Annotated in this window: 12 protein-coding genes; 6 read left to right on the forward strand and 6 right to left on the reverse strand. The window is 70.6% G+C overall.

From position 1 onward, the window contains the following. The first annotated feature begins 2 nt into the window (after positions 1–2). The 4 genes from E1287_RS36175 (at position 3) to E1287_RS36190 (ending at position 5,897) form a co-directional block, all read left to right on the forward strand. Positions 3–1,316 carry an MFS transporter gene (locus tag E1287_RS36175; RefSeq protein WP_131969790.1) on the forward strand — a complete coding sequence of 438 codons (1,314 nt, stop codon included), beginning with the start codon at positions 3–5 and terminating at the stop codon, positions 1,314–1,316. Further along, entirely contained in the window at positions 1,313–2,332 is a 1,020-nt protein-coding gene (locus tag E1287_RS36180) for an S-adenosylmethionine:tRNA ribosyltransferase-isomerase (RefSeq protein ID WP_131969791.1), read from the forward strand. Before E1287_RS36175 ends, E1287_RS36180 begins: the two co-directional genes overlap by 4 nt. A 61-nt stretch (positions 2,333–2,393) precedes the next feature. Then, complete coding sequence (gene serB, locus E1287_RS36185; RefSeq protein ID WP_131969792.1) at positions 2,394–3,599, forward strand: phosphoserine phosphatase SerB; 1,206 nt, start codon at positions 2,394–2,396, stop codon at positions 3,597–3,599. 48 nt (positions 3,600–3,647) lie between these two features. After that, positions 3,648–5,897: an FUSC family protein gene (locus tag E1287_RS36190; RefSeq protein WP_131969793.1), complete on the forward strand. Its 2,250-nt coding sequence runs from the start codon at positions 3,648–3,650 to the stop codon at positions 5,895–5,897. 50 nt (positions 5,898–5,947) lie between these two features. Here the strand turns inward: E1287_RS36190 and E1287_RS36195 are convergent, their stop codons facing one another. The 4 genes from E1287_RS36195 to E1287_RS36210 form a co-directional block, all read right to left on the reverse strand. Next, positions 5,948–6,415 carry a histidine phosphatase family protein gene (locus E1287_RS36195; protein WP_131969794.1) on the reverse strand — a complete coding sequence of 156 codons (468 nt, stop codon included), beginning with the start codon at positions 6,413–6,415 and terminating at the stop codon, positions 5,948–5,950. 676 nt (positions 6,416–7,091) lie between these two features. Continuing rightward, positions 7,092–9,551 carry a sodium-translocating pyrophosphatase gene (locus tag E1287_RS36200; protein ID WP_131969795.1) on the reverse strand — a complete coding sequence of 820 codons (2,460 nt, stop codon included), beginning with the start codon at positions 9,549–9,551 and terminating at the stop codon, positions 7,092–7,094. Positions 9,552–10,054: 503 nt separating this feature from the next. Beyond that, a complete protein-coding gene (locus tag E1287_RS36205; protein ID WP_131969796.1) occupies positions 10,055–10,495 on the reverse strand; it encodes an ATP-binding protein in 441 nt (146 codons plus the stop codon). Between the two features lie 16 nt (positions 10,496–10,511). Next, the gene (locus E1287_RS36210) at positions 10,512–10,865 is read right to left on the reverse strand and encodes an STAS domain-containing protein (protein WP_026402937.1); all 354 of its coding nucleotides are present in this window, start codon (positions 10,863–10,865) and stop codon (positions 10,512–10,514) included. A 251-nt stretch (positions 10,866–11,116) separates the two neighbouring features. On the opposite strand from E1287_RS36210, the gene E1287_RS36215 reads away from it, so the two are divergent. After that, positions 11,117–13,447 carry a DEAD/DEAH box helicase gene (locus E1287_RS36215; RefSeq protein WP_131969797.1) on the forward strand — a complete coding sequence of 777 codons (2,331 nt, stop codon included), beginning with the start codon at positions 11,117–11,119 and terminating at the stop codon, positions 13,445–13,447. A gap of 628 nt (positions 13,448–14,075) precedes the next feature. On the opposite strand, the gene E1287_RS36220 is transcribed toward E1287_RS36215, so the two are convergent. Continuing rightward, positions 14,076–14,663: a TetR/AcrR family transcriptional regulator gene (locus E1287_RS36220; RefSeq protein WP_207934667.1), complete on the reverse strand. Its 588-nt coding sequence runs from the start codon at positions 14,661–14,663 to the stop codon at positions 14,076–14,078. A gap of 75 nt (positions 14,664–14,738) precedes the next feature. Between E1287_RS36220 and E1287_RS36225 the strand changes: the two genes are divergently transcribed. Further along, positions 14,739–15,155 (forward strand): VOC family protein, encoded by a 417-nt coding sequence (locus E1287_RS36225; RefSeq protein ID WP_131969799.1) that lies wholly within the window; start codon positions 14,739–14,741, stop codon positions 15,153–15,155. A 22-nt stretch (positions 15,156–15,177) separates the two neighbouring features. Here the strand turns inward: E1287_RS36225 and E1287_RS36230 are convergent, their stop codons facing one another. Next, positions 15,178–15,543, reverse strand: a complete 366-nt coding sequence (locus E1287_RS36230; RefSeq protein ID WP_131969800.1) for a hypothetical protein — start codon at positions 15,541–15,543, stop codon at positions 15,178–15,180. Between the last annotated feature and the right edge of the window lie 161 nt (positions 15,544–15,704).

A 15,704-nucleotide genomic window follows, 5' to 3' on the forward strand; every position in this document is an offset into this window, starting at 1 on the left:
GTGTGCTTGGGGCTGGGTTTCGGGGGACGACGTTCGGGATTGTCACGGTCGTCACGTTGCTGGCGTTCGAGAGTATGGCCGTTGGCACCGTGATGCCGGTGGTGGCGGGGGACCTGGACGGTCTGGCGCTGTACGCGTGGGGGTTCAGCGCCACGCTGATCATGAGCCTCCTGTCTACGGTGCTGGCGGGTGGGTGGGTCGACCGGTCCGGGCCCGTCCGGCCGTTCATGATCGGGCTTGGGACGTTCGTCGCCGGGCTGGTGATCGCGGGTGCGGCGCCGTCCATGTGGGTGTTCGTCGCCGGGCGTGCCGTGCAGGGGCTCGGGACGGGCGTCTCGCTGGTCGCGATGTACGTCGTGATCGCCCGGGTCTATCCGGAGGAGCTGCGCTCCCGGGTGTTCGCGGCGCTGTCGGCGGCATGGGTGCTCCCGTCGCTGATCGGTCCGGCGATCGGCGGGCTCGTCGCCGAGCACGTCGACTGGCGGTGGGTGTTCCTCGGGCTCGTCCCGCTGGTGATCCCTCCGACGTTGCTGCTGGTGCCGGCGCTGCGCGGGATCAAGTCCGTGGAGGCCGCGCCAGCGGCCGGCAAGGGTCGCTATCTGGCCGCCGTCGTCGTGGCGGCGGGGGCAGGCGGCCTTCTGTGGGGCCTTGACCGGCCGGGCTGGACGATGACGCTCGCCGCCGTCGCCGGGCTCGCGGCGCTCGCGTTCGGGCTGCCGAAACTGCTGCCCGCCGGGACGCTCCGGCTCCGCCGCGGGCTGCCGAGCGTCATCCTCGTCCGGGGCCTGCTGTCCGGCGCGTTCTTCGGCACCGACGTCTTCATCCCGCTGGCGCTGACCCGGCTGCACGACTTCAGCGCGACGCAGGCCGGGATCGTCCTGACGGTCGGGGCGCTCGGCTGGTCGGCGGCGTCCCAGATCCAGGGCAGGTCGAATCGGCCCCGCGAGTTCTACGCGCTGCTCGGCGCCGTGCTCGTCGCCGCCGGGATCGTCGCCGCGGCCGTCGCCCTGCAGGTCAACGGCTGGCTGGCCGTGCCCGCGTGGATCATCGGCGGTGCCGGGATGGGCTTCGCCATCGGCAGCCTCTCCGTCCTGCTCCTCGACCTGTCACCCGAGGACGAGCAGGGCGTCAACTCGTCCTCGCTGCAGATCAGCGACACCCTCGGCTCGTCCCTCGTGGTCGGGGTCGCGGGCGCGCTGGTCGCCGGCTTCGGCGCGGACAGGCTCGACACGGGCCTCGCCGTCGCCGGAGCGCTGTTCGCCGCGATCGCCGCGTTCGGCGTGATCGCCGCTCTCCGGCTGGAGGTCAAGAAATGACCGTCGAATTCACCCTTCCCAGTGCCTTGGAGGCCCACGAGCCACCGGAAGCCCGCGGCCGGGCCCGCGACGGCGTCCGGCTCCTCGTCTCGCGCCGCGCCACCGGCGAGGTCTCCCATCACGAGTTCCGCGATCTGCCCGCACTGCTCACCCCCGGGGATCTGCTGGTCGTCAACACGTCGGCCACGCTGCCCGCCGCCGTCCGGCTCGACAGGATCAGTGTCCACTTCTCGACGCCGGTCCCGGGCGCGGACGAGCGGTTGTGGATAACCGAGCTCCGCCGCCTCACCGGGAAGTCCAGCCACCCCTACACGGGCGGCTGCCCCGGCGAATGGATCCCGCTGCCCGGCGGGGCCACCCTCACGCTTGTCGGACGGCACACAGACCGGCTCTGGCAAGCGCGATTGAGCACTGACGTCGTCCCCTACCTGCGGCGACACGGCGTGCCGATCCGGTACGGGTACGTCCGCCGCGACTGGCCGACCGCCTCGTATCAGACGGTCTTCGCCAACGACCGGTCAACGGGCAGTGCGGAAATGCCTAGCGCGGGCCGTCCGTTCACGCCTGAGCTGGTGACGCGGCTGGTCTCGCGTGGCGTGTTGATCGCACCGATCACCCTGCACACCGGGGTCGCGTCCCCCGAGGCGCACGAGCCGCCGTACGCCGAGCGGTACGAGGTCCCCGAACCGACGGCCGCGCTGGTCGAGCACGTCCGCTCGCGTGGCGGACGGGTGATCGCCGTAGGGACGACCGCCGTCCGCGCGCTGGAGACGTCTGTGGACGCCTCAGGACGCGTCCAGCCGTCCGAGGGATGGACGGAGCACATCGTGACGCCCGAACGCGGCGTCCAGGCCGTGGACGGCCTCATCACCGGCCTGCACGAACCCAAGTCGTCCCACCTGATGATGCTCACCGCCATCGCCGGAAGCGAGCTGCTCACCGCCACCTACGAGGCCGCCCTGGCCGAGCGCTACCTCTGGCACGAGTTCGGCGACACGAACCTGATATTGCCCTGAGCGCTACGGGTGGGGCCGGACGCACGGGGCGCATTTCTCGGCCGGTACCTTGTGAACAGTTATGGACGGGTCAGCGCAGCGCTCGCTGCTCATCACGCTCACCGGACGCGACCGCCCCGGCGTGACGTCGCGCCTCTTCACCACACTCACCGAGTTCCCGCTCACCGTCGCCGACGTGGAGCAGGTCGTGATCAGGGGCAGGCTCGTCCTCGGCGTCCTGCTCGCCTACTCCGAAGGCGCCGACATCGGCCGCGTGTGGAACGCCGCCGAACGCGTCGCGAACGACCTCGACATGGAGATCGAGCTCTCCACCGGCCGCAACAAGCGGACGCCGAAGCGCAGCGGGCGGCTGCACGTCACCGTCCTCGGCGCCCCGCTGAAGCCCGCCGCGATGGCCGGGATCTCGGGCCGGATCTCCGCGCACGGCGCCAACATCGACCGCATCGAGCGGCTCGCGCACACGCCCGTGACCTGCATCGAGATGGACGTGTCCGGGGCCGACCCCGACTCGCTCCGCGCCGGGCTCGCCGCCGAGGCCGCGCAGCAGCAGGTGGACGTCGCCGTCCAGCAGAGCGGCCTGCACCGCCGCGCCAAGCGCCTCATCGTCATGGACGTCGACTCCACCCTCATCCAGGGCGAGGTCATCGAGCTGCTCGCCGAGCACGCGGGCTGCCTGGACGAGGTCGCCAAGGTCACCGAGGCGGCCATGCGCGGCGAGCTCGACTTCGAGGGCTCGCTCCGCGAACGGGTCGCGCTGCTCGCCGGGCTGGACGCCTCCGCCCTGGAGGACGTCCGCGACAAGCTCCAGCTCGCCGCCGGCGCCCGGACGATGGTCCGCACGCTGAAGCGCCTCGACTACAAGTTCGCCGTCGTCAGCGGCGGCTTCACCCAGGTCACCGACAAGCTCGTGGACGACCTCGGCATCGACTACTCCGCCGCCAACACCCTGGAGATCGTCAAGGGCAAGATCACCGGCCGGATCGACGGCCCGGTGATCGACCGCGCCGGGAAGGCCGCCGCCCTCGAAAACTTCGCCCGCGAAGCCGGCGTCCCCATCAGCCAGACCGTCGCCATCGGCGACGGCGCCAACGATCTCGACATGCTCCAGGCCGCCGGGCTCGGCATCGCCTACAACGCCAAACCCGTCGTCCGCGAGGCCGCCGACACCGCCGTCAACGTCCCGTACCTCGACACGATCCTCTTCCTCCTCGGCATCTCCCACGAGGAAGTGGAAGCCGCCGACGCTCTCGACGCCCAGGGCGGCTGACCCGCCCCGGTGGTTCCGTGGGGTCGCTCCGCTGGGTAGAGACCGATCATGCTGGAGCGGCTGCGGGGGGCCTATGCCCAGGTGGGCGGGTCGGCGGCGCCCATGTACGGGCTCGCCGCGGCGCTCGCCATGGCCGTGCCGCTGTTCGTCGGGTCGCTGACCGGGCACGGCGCGCAGGGGGCGATGATCGCGCTGGGCGCGTACCTGGTCGCGCTCCGCACGCCGGAGGGCCCGTACGGGGCGCGGGCGCGGGACCTCGCGGTCGGGGTCCTGGTCGTGACGGTCGGGTCGACGGTGGGCGGGTTGCTGGCCGGGCACACGTGGCCGTCCGTGATCGTCGTGCCGCCGCTGATCGCGCTCGGCGTCGCCGTCCCGCGGATCGGGCCGACGGCGGGGCTGGCGGTGCTGCTCAGCGCGGTGCGGCCGCCGTCCGCCGACGTCGTCGCGATCGGGATCCTGGAGCTGATCGGCGGGCTGCTCACCGCCGGTCTGCTGCTGGCGCCCTGGCCCGCGCGGCGGCTGCGTCCGCTGCGGGCGGCGCTGAGCGAGGCGGCCGACGCGGTGACGGAGGCGCTGGACGCGGTCGCGCAGGACGTCGGAACCCCGGACACCAGCCTCCTGGACGAGGTCGACCTCACGAACCCCGACCTGCTCGCCGTCACCCGCATCCCGGACTGGGAGGTCAAGCGGCGGGCGGCGTCCGAGGCCCTCTCCGCCGCGCGCACCACCTACGGCCTGTACCGGTCCGGACGCGGGAACAGCGACCCCACCCGGCCGGAACGGCTGATCGACGCGCTCGGACGCGTCCTGCACGAGACGGTGACGCTCCAGGCCGTCCTGGAGGCCGCGAAGAACTACCCGCCGGACCGCGAATGGGAACTGGAGACGCAGACCGCGATCTCGGCGCTCGCGGCGCGGCTGCGGCTGCTGTCCGGCGCGGTCGCGAGCGCGGGCGAGGCGCCGCTCGGCGGGGAGGAGTCCGCGGCCGTCCGGCGGATGGGACGGGCCGCGGAGCACATCAGGCGTGCCGGGCTCGCCGGGGACGAGGACCTCGTCGCGGTCTCGCTGATCGGGCAGGTGCGCCGGTCGATCGAGCGCATCGCGGGCGAGGTCGCGTCCACGCGCCGCATCGTCGCGGGCGGGCTGCGGTTCGGGTTCGGCGCGCCGAGGATGCCGGAGACGCTCGACCCGCTGCCGGTGTGGGCCCGTGTGCGCCGCGCCGTCCGTACCCGCTCGCCGATGTTCCGGCAGGTGGCGCGCGTCTTCGTGACGGCGGTCGCGTCGATGGCGCTGACCGCCGCGCTGGGCCTCTCGCACGGGCACTGGCTGACGATCACCGCGATGCTGAGCCTGCGCGCCACCTACGGCGAGACGGTCGAGCACGTCGTCCAGCGCGTCGGCGGCACCGCGGCCGGGTCCGTCGTCGCGGCCGTGATCCTGACGATCGCGCCCGACGAGCCCGCCGTCGCGGTGATCATCTTCTGTTTCGCGCTGGCCGGGTTCGCGATGCGCGCCGTGAACTACACGTACTGGGCGCTGTTCGGGACGCCGCTGGCGATGATGCTCCTGGACTTCTCCACACCCGCCGGTTGGCTCACCGCCGGCGAGCGGATCGTGCTGACCTTCGCCGGGACCCTCATGACGTACCTGGCCGTCCGGCTGCTGTGGCCCGCCGGGCACCTCGAACGGCTGCCCGTCCAGCTCGGGCGGCAGCTCGGCGCGCTCGCCCGGCTCGTCCGGACGACGGCGGACGTCCTCGCCGGGGAGCTCGTCAAGCTGCCGGACGAGACGATCGCCGCGGCGGGACGGGCCGTGGAGGCCGTCGACCAGACCCGGACCCGGCTCGGCCACGAACGGCTCCCCGACACCGAGCTGATCGCCGAACTCGGCGCCGCCGTGGACGCCGCGCATCGCACCCGCGACCACCTCATCGCCGTCGCGCGGCTGTCCCGCGAGGAGGCCGTGGACACGGGCCCGACCCCCGAGATCCTCGACCGGCTCGCGGACGAGCTCGAAGAGGCCGCGGAGCGCCTGGAGGACCCGGAGGACCTCGACCCGAAGGCCGCCATGCCCGCCGAGGAGCTCAGCGAGGAACTCGCCGACCTCGACTCCCACCTGTCCGCACTCACCCGCCGCCGCCGCGCCGAGATCAAGTCGGGCGCCACCGGGGACGACTTCACCCCCGTCCAGCACGCCCTCTTCCAGGTCTCCGGAACCCGCTACACGATCAGAGCCCTACGCCGCGACACCGGAAAGCTCATCGAATCCTCCCTAACCGCCGCCCAACCCCGCCCCTAACACACCGGACGTCGGGGGTTCCGCGCACCTGACGGCGTGCGCGGTGAGCGTCAGCCCTTTGGGGTGTGGACGGTGCGGAGCGTTCCCAGGCCTGGCCGGACGTTCGTCCACGCGTCCGGCAGATCGATCACGGCGAGCGCGCAGGTCGGGAAGGCGTCCGGCGCCTCACCGGCCAGATCGTGGACGAGCTGGTGCACGGACGGGTTGTGCCCGACCAGCAGGACCTGTCCGGCGTCGTCCGACGACCGGCTGACGAGATCGAGAAGCGCGTCCGGGTCGTTGTCATAGATGCCGGACTCGAAGCTCACCTCGGCGTCGACGTCCAGCAGCGCGAGCGTCTCCCGCGTCCGCGCGGCCGTCGAGCACAGCACCAGATCGGGGACCAGCTCGTTCGCCCGCAACCACTCCCCCGTCGCCGCGGCGTCGCGCCGCCCCCGGTCGTTGAGGGTGCGGTCGATGTCGGGAATCCCCAACCCCGCGACGGCCTTGGCATGACGGAGCACGATGAGCGTCGGCATTATTTGATTGTATTTCTCTCCTCCTTCGGGCCTTGGGGGCCCTCCATCGTCGAGAAACGCTGTGCGATCGCTGCATCGCTCCGGCTCGCCTGGCGGCTCGCTGCGCGATCAGGTTCTTGCTTCGCTCGAACCTGCCTTCGGACGCGATCGCAGGCGTTGAGGTTGTCGCGTGGTCGCTCTGGTGGCCGGGGCGGGTCAGGGGGCGACCAGGGCGGCCAAGCCCCAGATGGCGAGGAGGATGGCGAGCATCGCGCCGAGCATGATCGCGAAGCCCTTCGGCCCCGACATCGTCGACTTGCCGCCGCTCGCCACAGCGCCTCCCGTTTTCCCTGCTTCCGCGTCCGGTCGCCGGACGCCGCTTCAGGTACAGCGTATGGCCGGGTCCGCGCAGCCATGACAGCGCACCGGGCGTTGAGCGGCATCCCGTTCGCGACGACAGCAACCACAACCGCAACCACGCAACAACCCAAACCGTCGCGATCGCGTCCGAAGGCAGGTTTCGAGCGAAGCAAGAAATCTGATCGCGCAGCGAGCCGCTAGGCGAGCCGGAGCGATGCAGCGATCGCACAGCGTTTCTCGACGATGGAGGGCCCCCAGGGCCCGAAGGAGGAGAGAAACGCAAAAAAAACAGGGGGCCGGTGGCGTGTCGCCACCGGCCCCCTTTGGCTGGACGGGGTCAGGCCTTGTTGGCGGACGATTCCTCGCTGCCCGACTCGGCCGGAGCGCTGTTGGAGTCGGCGCCGACCGCCGCCTCCTCTGGAGCGCCCTCCTCGATGGCGCCGCCCTCGGCCTCACCGCTCTCCGTGGCGGACGGCGCAGGGGCGCCGCCCGCGATGGCGGGCTCGGCGATCGGGTCGGCGCGCCGCTTGGAGATCACGATCGCGGCGACCACGACGGCCACGGAGAGCGCGGTCACGGCGACGCGCAGGACGGTGTTGCCCGCGTACGTCACGACCGCGGGCGCGATCAGCAGCGCGACCAGGTTCATCACCTTGATCAGCGGGTTGATGGCGGGGCCCGCGGTGTCCTTGAACGGGTCGCCGACCGTGTCGCCGATGATGGTGGCCTCGTGCGCGGGGCTGCCCTTGCCGCCGAGGTGGCCCTCCTCGACGAGCTTCTTGGCGTTGTCCCAGGCGCCGCCGGAGTTGGCGAGGAACACCGCCATCAGGACGCCGGCCGCGATCGCACCGCCCAGGTACGCGCCGAGCGGCGCGTAGCCGAGCGCGAAGCCGACCGCGATCGGGGTCATGATGGCCAGCAGCCCGGGGGTGGCGAGCTCGCGCTGCGCGTCCCTGGTGCAGATGTCCACGACCCGGTCGTAGTCGGGCTTCTCGGTGTAGTCCATGATCCCGGGCTTGGTGCGGAACTGCTCGCGCACCTCGACCACGACGCGTCCGGCCGCGCGGCCCACCGCCGAGATCGCCAGACCGGAGAACATGAACACGACCGCGGCACCGATGATCAGCCCGATCAGCACGTTCGGGTTGTCGATCGACAGGCTGAACGCGCTGAAGTCGCCGAGCGCGTCCTTGGCGTCGGCGGACGCGTCGTTCAGCGCGGAGATCACCGTCGTCCGGAACGAGCCGAACAGCGCGGTCGCCGCGAGGACCGCCGTGGCGATCGCGATGCCCTTGGTGATCGCCTTGGTGGTGTTGCCGACGGCGTCCAGCCGCTCCAGGATGGACGCGGCCTCGCCCTGGACGTCCCCGGACATCTCGGCGATGCCCTGGGCGTTGTCGGAGACGGGACCGAAGGTGTCCATCGACACGATCACGCCGACCGTGGTCAGCAGCCCGGTCCCGGCCATCGCCACCGCGAACAGCGCGACGGTGGTGTTGCCGAAGCCGAGCAGGAACGCCCCGTAGACGGCGCCGCCGATCACGAGCGCGGTGTAGACGGCCGACTCCAGGCCGAGCGAGATGCCCGACAGGATGACGGTCGCCGGGCCCGTCCGGGCGCTGTTGGTGACCTCCTGGACGGGCTTGCGGTTCGTCTCGGTGAAGTACCCGGTGAGCAGCTGGATCGCGCTGGCCAGCACGATGCCGATGATCACGGCGCCGAGCGCCACGATGCGCGGATCGGCGTCCAGGCCCCTGATCTCAGGGTCGGTGACGCCGGTCAGGTCGGCGAACGACGACGGCAGGTACGCGAACGCGGCGATCGCGACGAGGACCGCCGAGATCGCCGCCGAGATGAAGAAGCCCCGGTTGATCGCGGTCATGCCGGAACGGTCGCCGTCGCGGGGCGCCACGGCGAAGATCCCGATCACCGCGGTGATGACGCCGATCATCGGGACGATCAGCGGGAACACCAGGCCCTCGGTGCCGAACGCCGCGGTGCCGAGGATCAGCGCCGCGACCAGCATCACGGCGTACGACTCGAACAGGTCGGCGGCCATTCCGGCGCAGTCGCCGACGTTGTCGCCCACGTTGTCGGCGATGGTCGCCGCGTTGCGCGGGTCGTCCTCCGGGATGCCCTGCTCGACCTTGCCGACCAGGTCGGCGCCGACGTCGGCGGCCTTGGTGAAGATGCCGCCGCCGACTCGCATGAACATGGCGAGCAGCGCGGCGCCGAAGCCGAAGCCCTCCAGGACCTTCGGCGCCTCGCCCTGGTAGGCGAGGACGACGACGGCCGCGCCGAAGAGCCCGAGGCCGACGGTGAACATGCCGGCGACGCCGCCGGTGCGGAACGCGATCCGCATCGCGGTCTTCTCGCCGTCCTTCTCCCGGGCGGCGGCGGCCACGCGAACGTTGCCGCGGACGGCCAGCCACATGCCGGTGAAGCCGGTGACCGCGGAGAACAGCGCGCCGATGACGAAGAAGACCGAGCGTCCGATCCGCTCGCCGTTCGAGTCGGCGGGGAGCAGGAGCAGGACGAGCGGGATCAGGACGACGAATACCGCGACCGTTCGGAACTGGCGTTTCAGATAGGCGCTCGCACCCACCTGAACGGCTCGCGCGATCTCCTGCATCTTGTCGGTGCCCTGGCCCGCGGCCAGGACATCGCGCACGAGACCTGCGGCGACGGCCAGTGCCAACAGTGCGATCACAGCGACGACGACGACCAGTGAGAGGTCGCCGCCGCCGAGATCCACTTCTGCGCTGGCCGGGCTTGACAGGGAAAGCCCAGCAGACATCCGTCCTCCTCGACAGGGGTGTTGCGATCTCGACCGTCCGGTCAAAGACGATCTTTACCGCGTTACCCCGCGAGTCATGATTTCGAACGCCTCGCACGGCAGCGCGGGTCCCGGGAGTCTACGCAGGCGGCAGTCGAATGTTAAGGCCGCACGGCCCTTCAAGAGGATGTCGCCGAATTGCAACAGACGATACGCCGGAATTTGCCGTATAAGCCGCCGCACACGGCATCTCCGCAGGTCAGCAGGGGTTAGCCCGCTATTACCCCGCGGCTACATCGACACGCGCGCACCACTGCGGACGCATCGGCGAACCCGCCGATGCCCTATTCAAGCTAGGCATTAACACGGAATATGTCCAGACCCAAATCAGACAAAGCTTGATCAACTAGCCGAGAATCTCACAACTCAGACCCCACAGGCCTCACCAGCCACCGCCCCGGACCCGCCCGTGAGACGGCGAAGGCCCCGCCGGGAGGCGGGGCCTTCGGTCGTTTGCGGGCGCGTCAGATGGTCGCCTCGGCTTCGGCCGGCCAGCTCATTCGTATCTGGACCCCCTTGGGTGTCGCGGCGATCTCCACGTCGTCTGCGAGGCCGGCGATGACGGCCAGTCCCAGCTCGGCGGTGCCCTCGCCCAGGCCGTACTCGAAGTCCGCGGCGTCCGGGGGCGTCGGGAGGCCGCCCGCCGCGTCGTCACCGGGGACGGTGTCGCTGACGGTCACCTCGAAGCGGCGGTCGGCGCCGCTCAACTCGAGGCGGACGGGCTCGTCCGGGCAGTGCCGGCGGTGCGCCTCCACGGCCCGCGAGCACGCCTCGCCGACCGCGAGCCTGACCTCGTCCAGCAGCGGTTCAGCGACGCCGCTGCGGCGGGCCACGGCCGTCACGATCAGCCGGGCGGTACGGACGTGGACGGGCAGCGCACTGAAGGACAGTTCAACGGTCGCCATCTCAGCTACAGGCCGCCTACTTGGCGCCCTTGCGCTTCTCCTCGGCATCGGCGATCGAGTCGTGGATGCCGAACACCTTGGTCAGCCCCGTGATCCGGAAGATCTTGAGGATGCGCTCCTGGGTGCACACCAGCTCCAGCGACCCGTCGTGGGCGCGCACCCGCTTGAGCCCGCCGACGAGGACGCCGAGCCCGGTGGAGTCGAGGAACTCCACCTTCTCCATGTCCACGAGCAGGTGGAACTTCCCCTTGTTGACCAGGTCGATGAGCTTCTCGCGAAGCTTCGGCGCCGTGTAGACGTCGATCTCGCCCTCCACGTTGATGACGGTGAGGCCATCGTCGGTGGTGTAGTCGTTCACCTTCAGGTCCACAGATCCTCCAGCGCGCCGTGCAGCACTATCCGATCTCGATTTTCCCAGCCCCCGGGAGGCGGCCGTCCGTCGAGACTTCGCCGTGATTCAACCACGCTCCGGCGTCGTGCACGCACGTAATCGCCCACACGGACGAAAGTTCGCGCCGTCCCGTTTGACCTGCTGATCTCATGGCCAGGGCAGGGGGAACGGGCCCCACCGGCGCCGGGGCGTTCCCGTTGTTTTGCCCCGGCTGGCAAACTGAAAACCTGATGGGCGTCCAAAGATCCTCACCCCCGCTCGACCGGCTTCTCGCCGACCCCACGCGACGCGAACGCATCACCCATGTGGAGAACGTTCCCGCACGTCAGGGCCGCCGCGCCGCATGGCCGGACTGGTCACCGCCGCTGCTGGTCGAACGGCTGGGCGCGGCCGGCATCGAGGCCCCCTGGGAACACCAGGCCGCCGCGGCCGAACACGCCCGCGCGGGACGTTCTGTGATCATCGCCACAGGGACCGCGTCCGGGAAATCGCTGGCCTACCTGCTGCCTTCCGTCGAGGCCATCTATTCCGGAGAGGAGAATCCCCGGCACGAGGGGACGATTCTCTACCTGTCGCCGACGAAGGCGCTGGCCGCCGACCAGCTCCGGGCGCTCCGCGGGCTGCGCCTCACGCGGGTGCGGGCGGCGACGTACGACGGCGACACGCCACAGGACGAACGCACCTGGATCCGGCAGCACGCGAATTACGTCCTGACAAATCCGGATATGTTGCATCGGTCGATCCTGCCGAGCCATTCCCGCTGGTCATCGTTCCTGCGCCGGCTCCGGTACGTCGTCGTCGACGAGGCCCACGGATACCGAGGGGTCTTCGGATCGCACGTCGCGCACGTCCTGCGCCGGTTGCGCCGGCTGTGCGCCCGCTACCACGCCGACCCGACGTTCATCCTCGCGTCCGCCACCACGTCCGAGCCCGCGACGACCGCGTCCCGCCTCACCGGCCTGGACGTCGTCGCCGTCGACAACGACGCCTCACCGCGCGGCCCCGCGACGTTCGCGCTCTGGGAGCCGCCCCTGACGGAACTGCGCGGAGAGCAAGGCGCACCCGTCCGCCGCACCGCCACCGCTGAGGCAGGCGATCTCCTGGCCGACCTCGTCGTAGAAGGCGTTCAGACGCTCGCGTTCGTCCGTTCCAGGCGCGGCGCAGAGTCGGTGGCACTCAGCGCCAAGCGCGCTCTGCACGAAGTCTCTCCCGCCTTGGCCGAACAAGTCGCCGCCTACCGCGCCGGTTACCTCCCCGAGGAACGACGCGCTTTGGAAGCCGCATTGCGCTCCCGCTCGCTCATCGGCTTGGCGAGCACGAACGCGCTAGAACTCGGCGTGGACGTCTCCGGACTCGACGCCGTCCTCGTCTGCGGCTGGCCCGGCACGCGCGCGTCCCTCTGGCAGCAGGCCGGACGCGCCGGACGTTCCGGGCAAGCGTCCCTCTCCGTCCTGGTGGCCCGGGACGATCCGCTCGACACCTTCCTCGTCCACCACCCGGAGGCGATCTTCGGGACGCCGGTCGAGGCCACCGTGCTCGACCCCGACAACCCGTACGTCCTTGAACCTCACCTTTGTGCGGCGGCATCCGAGATGCCCCTCACGGAGGACGACCTTCCCCTCTTCGGGCCGTCCGCCACCGATCTGCTGCCCGACCTCGTCCGCCGCGGCTTCCTCCGCCGCCGCCCCGCCGGCTGGTACTGGACGCGCCGCGACAAGGCCGCCGGACTGGCCGACATCCGGGGCGCGGGCGGCGACCCCATCCAGGTCGTCGAATCGGGCACCGGACGGCTGCTCGGCACCGTCGACGAAGCGTCCTCGCACACCACCGTCCACGACGGCGCCGTCTACATCCACCAGGGCGACTCGTTCATCGTCCAGACCCTCGACCTGGACGACTCTGTCGCGCTCGTCGAATCAGCCGACCCCGACTACTCGACCACCGCCCGCGACGTCACCGACATCACCATCGTCGAACGGCTCCGCTCCCTCTCCTGGGGCGACGCCACCCTCTGCTTCGGCACAGTGGAAGTGACCCGCCAGGTCGTCGCCTACCAGATGCGCCGCCTGCAAACGGGCGAGATGCTCGGCGAGAAACCCCTCGACCTCCCACCCCGCACCCTCCGCACCCGCGCCGTCTGGTGGACGCTCTCCGACGCGCAGATCTCCCGCCTGGACGACACCGACCTCGACCTCACCGGCGCCGCCCATGCCGCCGAACACGCCGCCATCGGCCTGCTCCCCCTGTTCGCCACCTGCGACCGCTGGGACATCGGAGGCGTCTCCACGGCCGTCCACCCGGACACGGGCCTCCTCACCGTCTTCGTGTACGACGGCCACGAGGGCGGCGCGGGCTTCGCCGAACGCGGCTACGCCGACGCCCCCGCCTGGCTCCGCGCAACACGCGACGCGATCGCGTCCTGCGAATGCGACACCGGCTGCCCGTCCTGCATCCAGTCCCCGAAGTGCGGCAACGGCAACGACCCCTTGGACAAACAAGGCGCCCTAACCCTCCTGGACACCCTCCTGTCCGAGGCCCCCAAACCCTCACCCACCGCCTAACTGCGTCGCACCCCCGAACAGCAACACTTGCTCCGTCCCAAGAACTCAAGCACGCGCACACGCCACCGCTTGCCGAGCAACACCGCCGCGCCACCAGCGGCCACCGAGTCAGCCGAGCAATTCCCCACGCCAACGACAAGCCGGGACGACACCTCGCGCCGCAGCGATAGGCCGAGCAACGCCCCGGCGGTCAGACGACCAGCAGGAGCAGGTCGGCCGAACACAAGGCGAACGCGGCGAAGGCGCCGCCGGCGAGCAGCGGCAGCCCGAACTAGCGCGGCACCAGCAACCCAGGCCCCGAACACGACGACGGTGCCGCGTCCGATGAGGCTGATCGAGCCGCCGAACGCGACCGCCGAGCGCGCCGTGCGGTGCAGTCGCCGCGCTCACGTCCAACTGGCCCCTCCAGGACCGCCGAAGCCCGACGGTCGGTCAACCTGCGAGGCACGTTCCTCACGGCACGCGCGCTGATCCCGGCGCTGGAGCCCGGCTCCCCCATCGGAGGACGATGCTGGAGTCCGGCTCCCGCATCGTCCTCCGACCGGCGGCGGCGCGACGCGTACCCGCGCAAGCGCGTCCGAGAAGCGCTGTCGGCCTCGGCGGCTACGAAAGACTTTGATCGGACGTATCAGTCGACGCGGAGGGCGTCGAGCATCGTTGCCAGGGGCGGCCAGACGTCGGCCAGCCCGCCCTCGGGATCACCGGACGAGGCCAGCCAAAGCGCCGCCTCGTTCATCGCGCCGGACAGCAGATGGGTCAACGGAGCGACCGGCTGCGGCGCGATCACCCCACCCGTGATCAGTTCATCGATCACGTCGGCGAGGTGGCTGGCCGAGCCGGATTCGTCCATCGCCCGCCACTCGTTCCAGCCCAGCACCGCCGGACCGTCGACGAGCATGATCAGTTGGACGTCCGGAGCCGTGCTGGCGGTGAGGAACGCCCGGCAGCCGGCCGTGAACCGCGCCCATGCGTCCTCCTCGGCGTCGGCGGTCTCCGCCACCGTCCGGGACACCTCCTGCTGCACCTGCTCCAGGACGGCCCGGAACAGTTCGGCCTTGCTGTGGAACAAGTGGTACAGCGCACCCTTGGTGACCCCGGCCGCGCCGACGATCTCCGAGAGGCTCACCTTGCCGTACCCCCGCGTGGCGAACAGCCGCCTGCTCTCGCGCAGCAGCGCTTCACGCGTCCGCTCCCGCTGCCGGGCTCTGACGTTCACGCTTCCTCCTTGACATACCAGCGGTATGTCAGGTTAGCCTGTTTGACATACCGACGGTATGCGAAAGGAGTTTCCATGCGACTGACCAGCTTCTACCCGGTGATCTGCACCTCCCGGCTCCAGGAATCACACCGCTTCTACACCGAGCTGCTGGGCTTCGAGACGACGTTCGAGGCCGACTGGTACGTGAGCCTGCGCCGTCCTGGGACGTCCCCCTACGAACTCGCCCTGCTCGATCACACCCACCCGACGCTGCCGGACGCTTACCGCACCCCCGTCAAGGGGCTCCTCTTGAACTTCGAGGTCGAGGACGTGGACGCCGAATGGGAACGGCTCGTCCTCCAAGGCGGCCTGCACCCCGAACTTCAGCTACGCAACGAGGATTTCGGGCAGCGCCACTTCATCGTCGCCGATCCCAACGGCATCCTGATCGACGTCATCACACCCATAGCCCCGACGGAGGCCTACGCGACCCAGTACGCGACCTCATGACTTCGGCCCGACCGGCTCGCGGTCAGTTCGGCGCGACCCGCTGCGCCGGAACCGGATCGTCCATCCCGCGCCGCGCCTGGGCCAGCGCCTGCTGCAGCTTCCGCCGCTCCATCTCCAGAGTCTGCAGGGACTCCTCGTGCTCGTCCCGCAGGTCCCGCAGCTCCCGCCGCATGCCGATCGCGCGCTTGAGGCCCAGCGCCACGATCACCACGCCCGCCATGAACACGATCGCCACCACGGCGCCGGCCATGAACACGTGCCACTGATCGGTGATCCCCGGTATCTCGTCCCCGAACAGGTTCATCTGGGCGTCGCCCGAGTTGTCCAGCACGACCGCGACGGCCACCGCGACGGCGGCGAGGATCACGATCAGCCCCAAGAAGATCATGCGGAGGGTCTCCTCTCCATCGGGCCCCTTTCCCAGACGGGACAGGACCGAAGTCTCGGACGACAGGCACGCATCGCCGGACGACCCGGGCAGTCCGACTGGCAAGGCAGCCTAGACCCTGCCCCAAACCACCCGCCAGCCCCACTTGATCAACCCACACC

The sequence above is a fragment of the Actinomadura sp. KC06 genome (genome assembly GCF_004348735.1).
Taxonomy (GTDB): Bacteria; Actinomycetota; Actinomycetes; order Streptosporangiales; family Streptosporangiaceae; genus Spirillospora.

Excerpts from the sequence above, each read along its gene's own strand:
- E1287_RS36180 (WP_131969791.1), top strand. The coding sequence starts at position 1,313 with ATGACCGTCGAATTCACCCTTCCCAGTGCCTTGGAGGCCCACGAGCCA.
- serB (WP_131969792.1), top strand. The coding sequence starts at position 2,394 with ATGGACGGGTCAGCGCAGCGCTCGCTGCTCATCACGCTCACCGGACGC.
- E1287_RS36190 (WP_131969793.1), top strand. The coding sequence starts at position 3,648 with ATGCTGGAGCGGCTGCGGGGGGCCTATGCCCAGGTGGGCGGGTCGGCG.
- E1287_RS36195 (WP_131969794.1), bottom strand. The coding sequence starts at position 6,415 with ATGCCGACGCTCATCGTGCTCCGTCATGCCAAGGCCGTCGCGGGGTTG.
- E1287_RS36200 (WP_131969795.1), bottom strand. The coding sequence starts at position 9,551 with ATGTCTGCTGGGCTTTCCCTGTCAAGCCCGGCCAGCGCAGAAGTGGAT.
- E1287_RS36205 (WP_131969796.1), bottom strand. The coding sequence starts at position 10,495 with ATGGCGACCGTTGAACTGTCCTTCAGTGCGCTGCCCGTCCACGTCCGT.
- E1287_RS36215 (WP_131969797.1), top strand. The coding sequence starts at position 11,117 with ATGGGCGTCCAAAGATCCTCACCCCCGCTCGACCGGCTTCTCGCCGAC.
- E1287_RS36225 (WP_131969799.1), top strand. The coding sequence starts at position 14,739 with ATGCGACTGACCAGCTTCTACCCGGTGATCTGCACCTCCCGGCTCCAG.
- E1287_RS36230 (WP_131969800.1), bottom strand. The coding sequence starts at position 15,543 with ATGATCTTCTTGGGGCTGATCGTGATCCTCGCCGCCGTCGCGGTGGCC.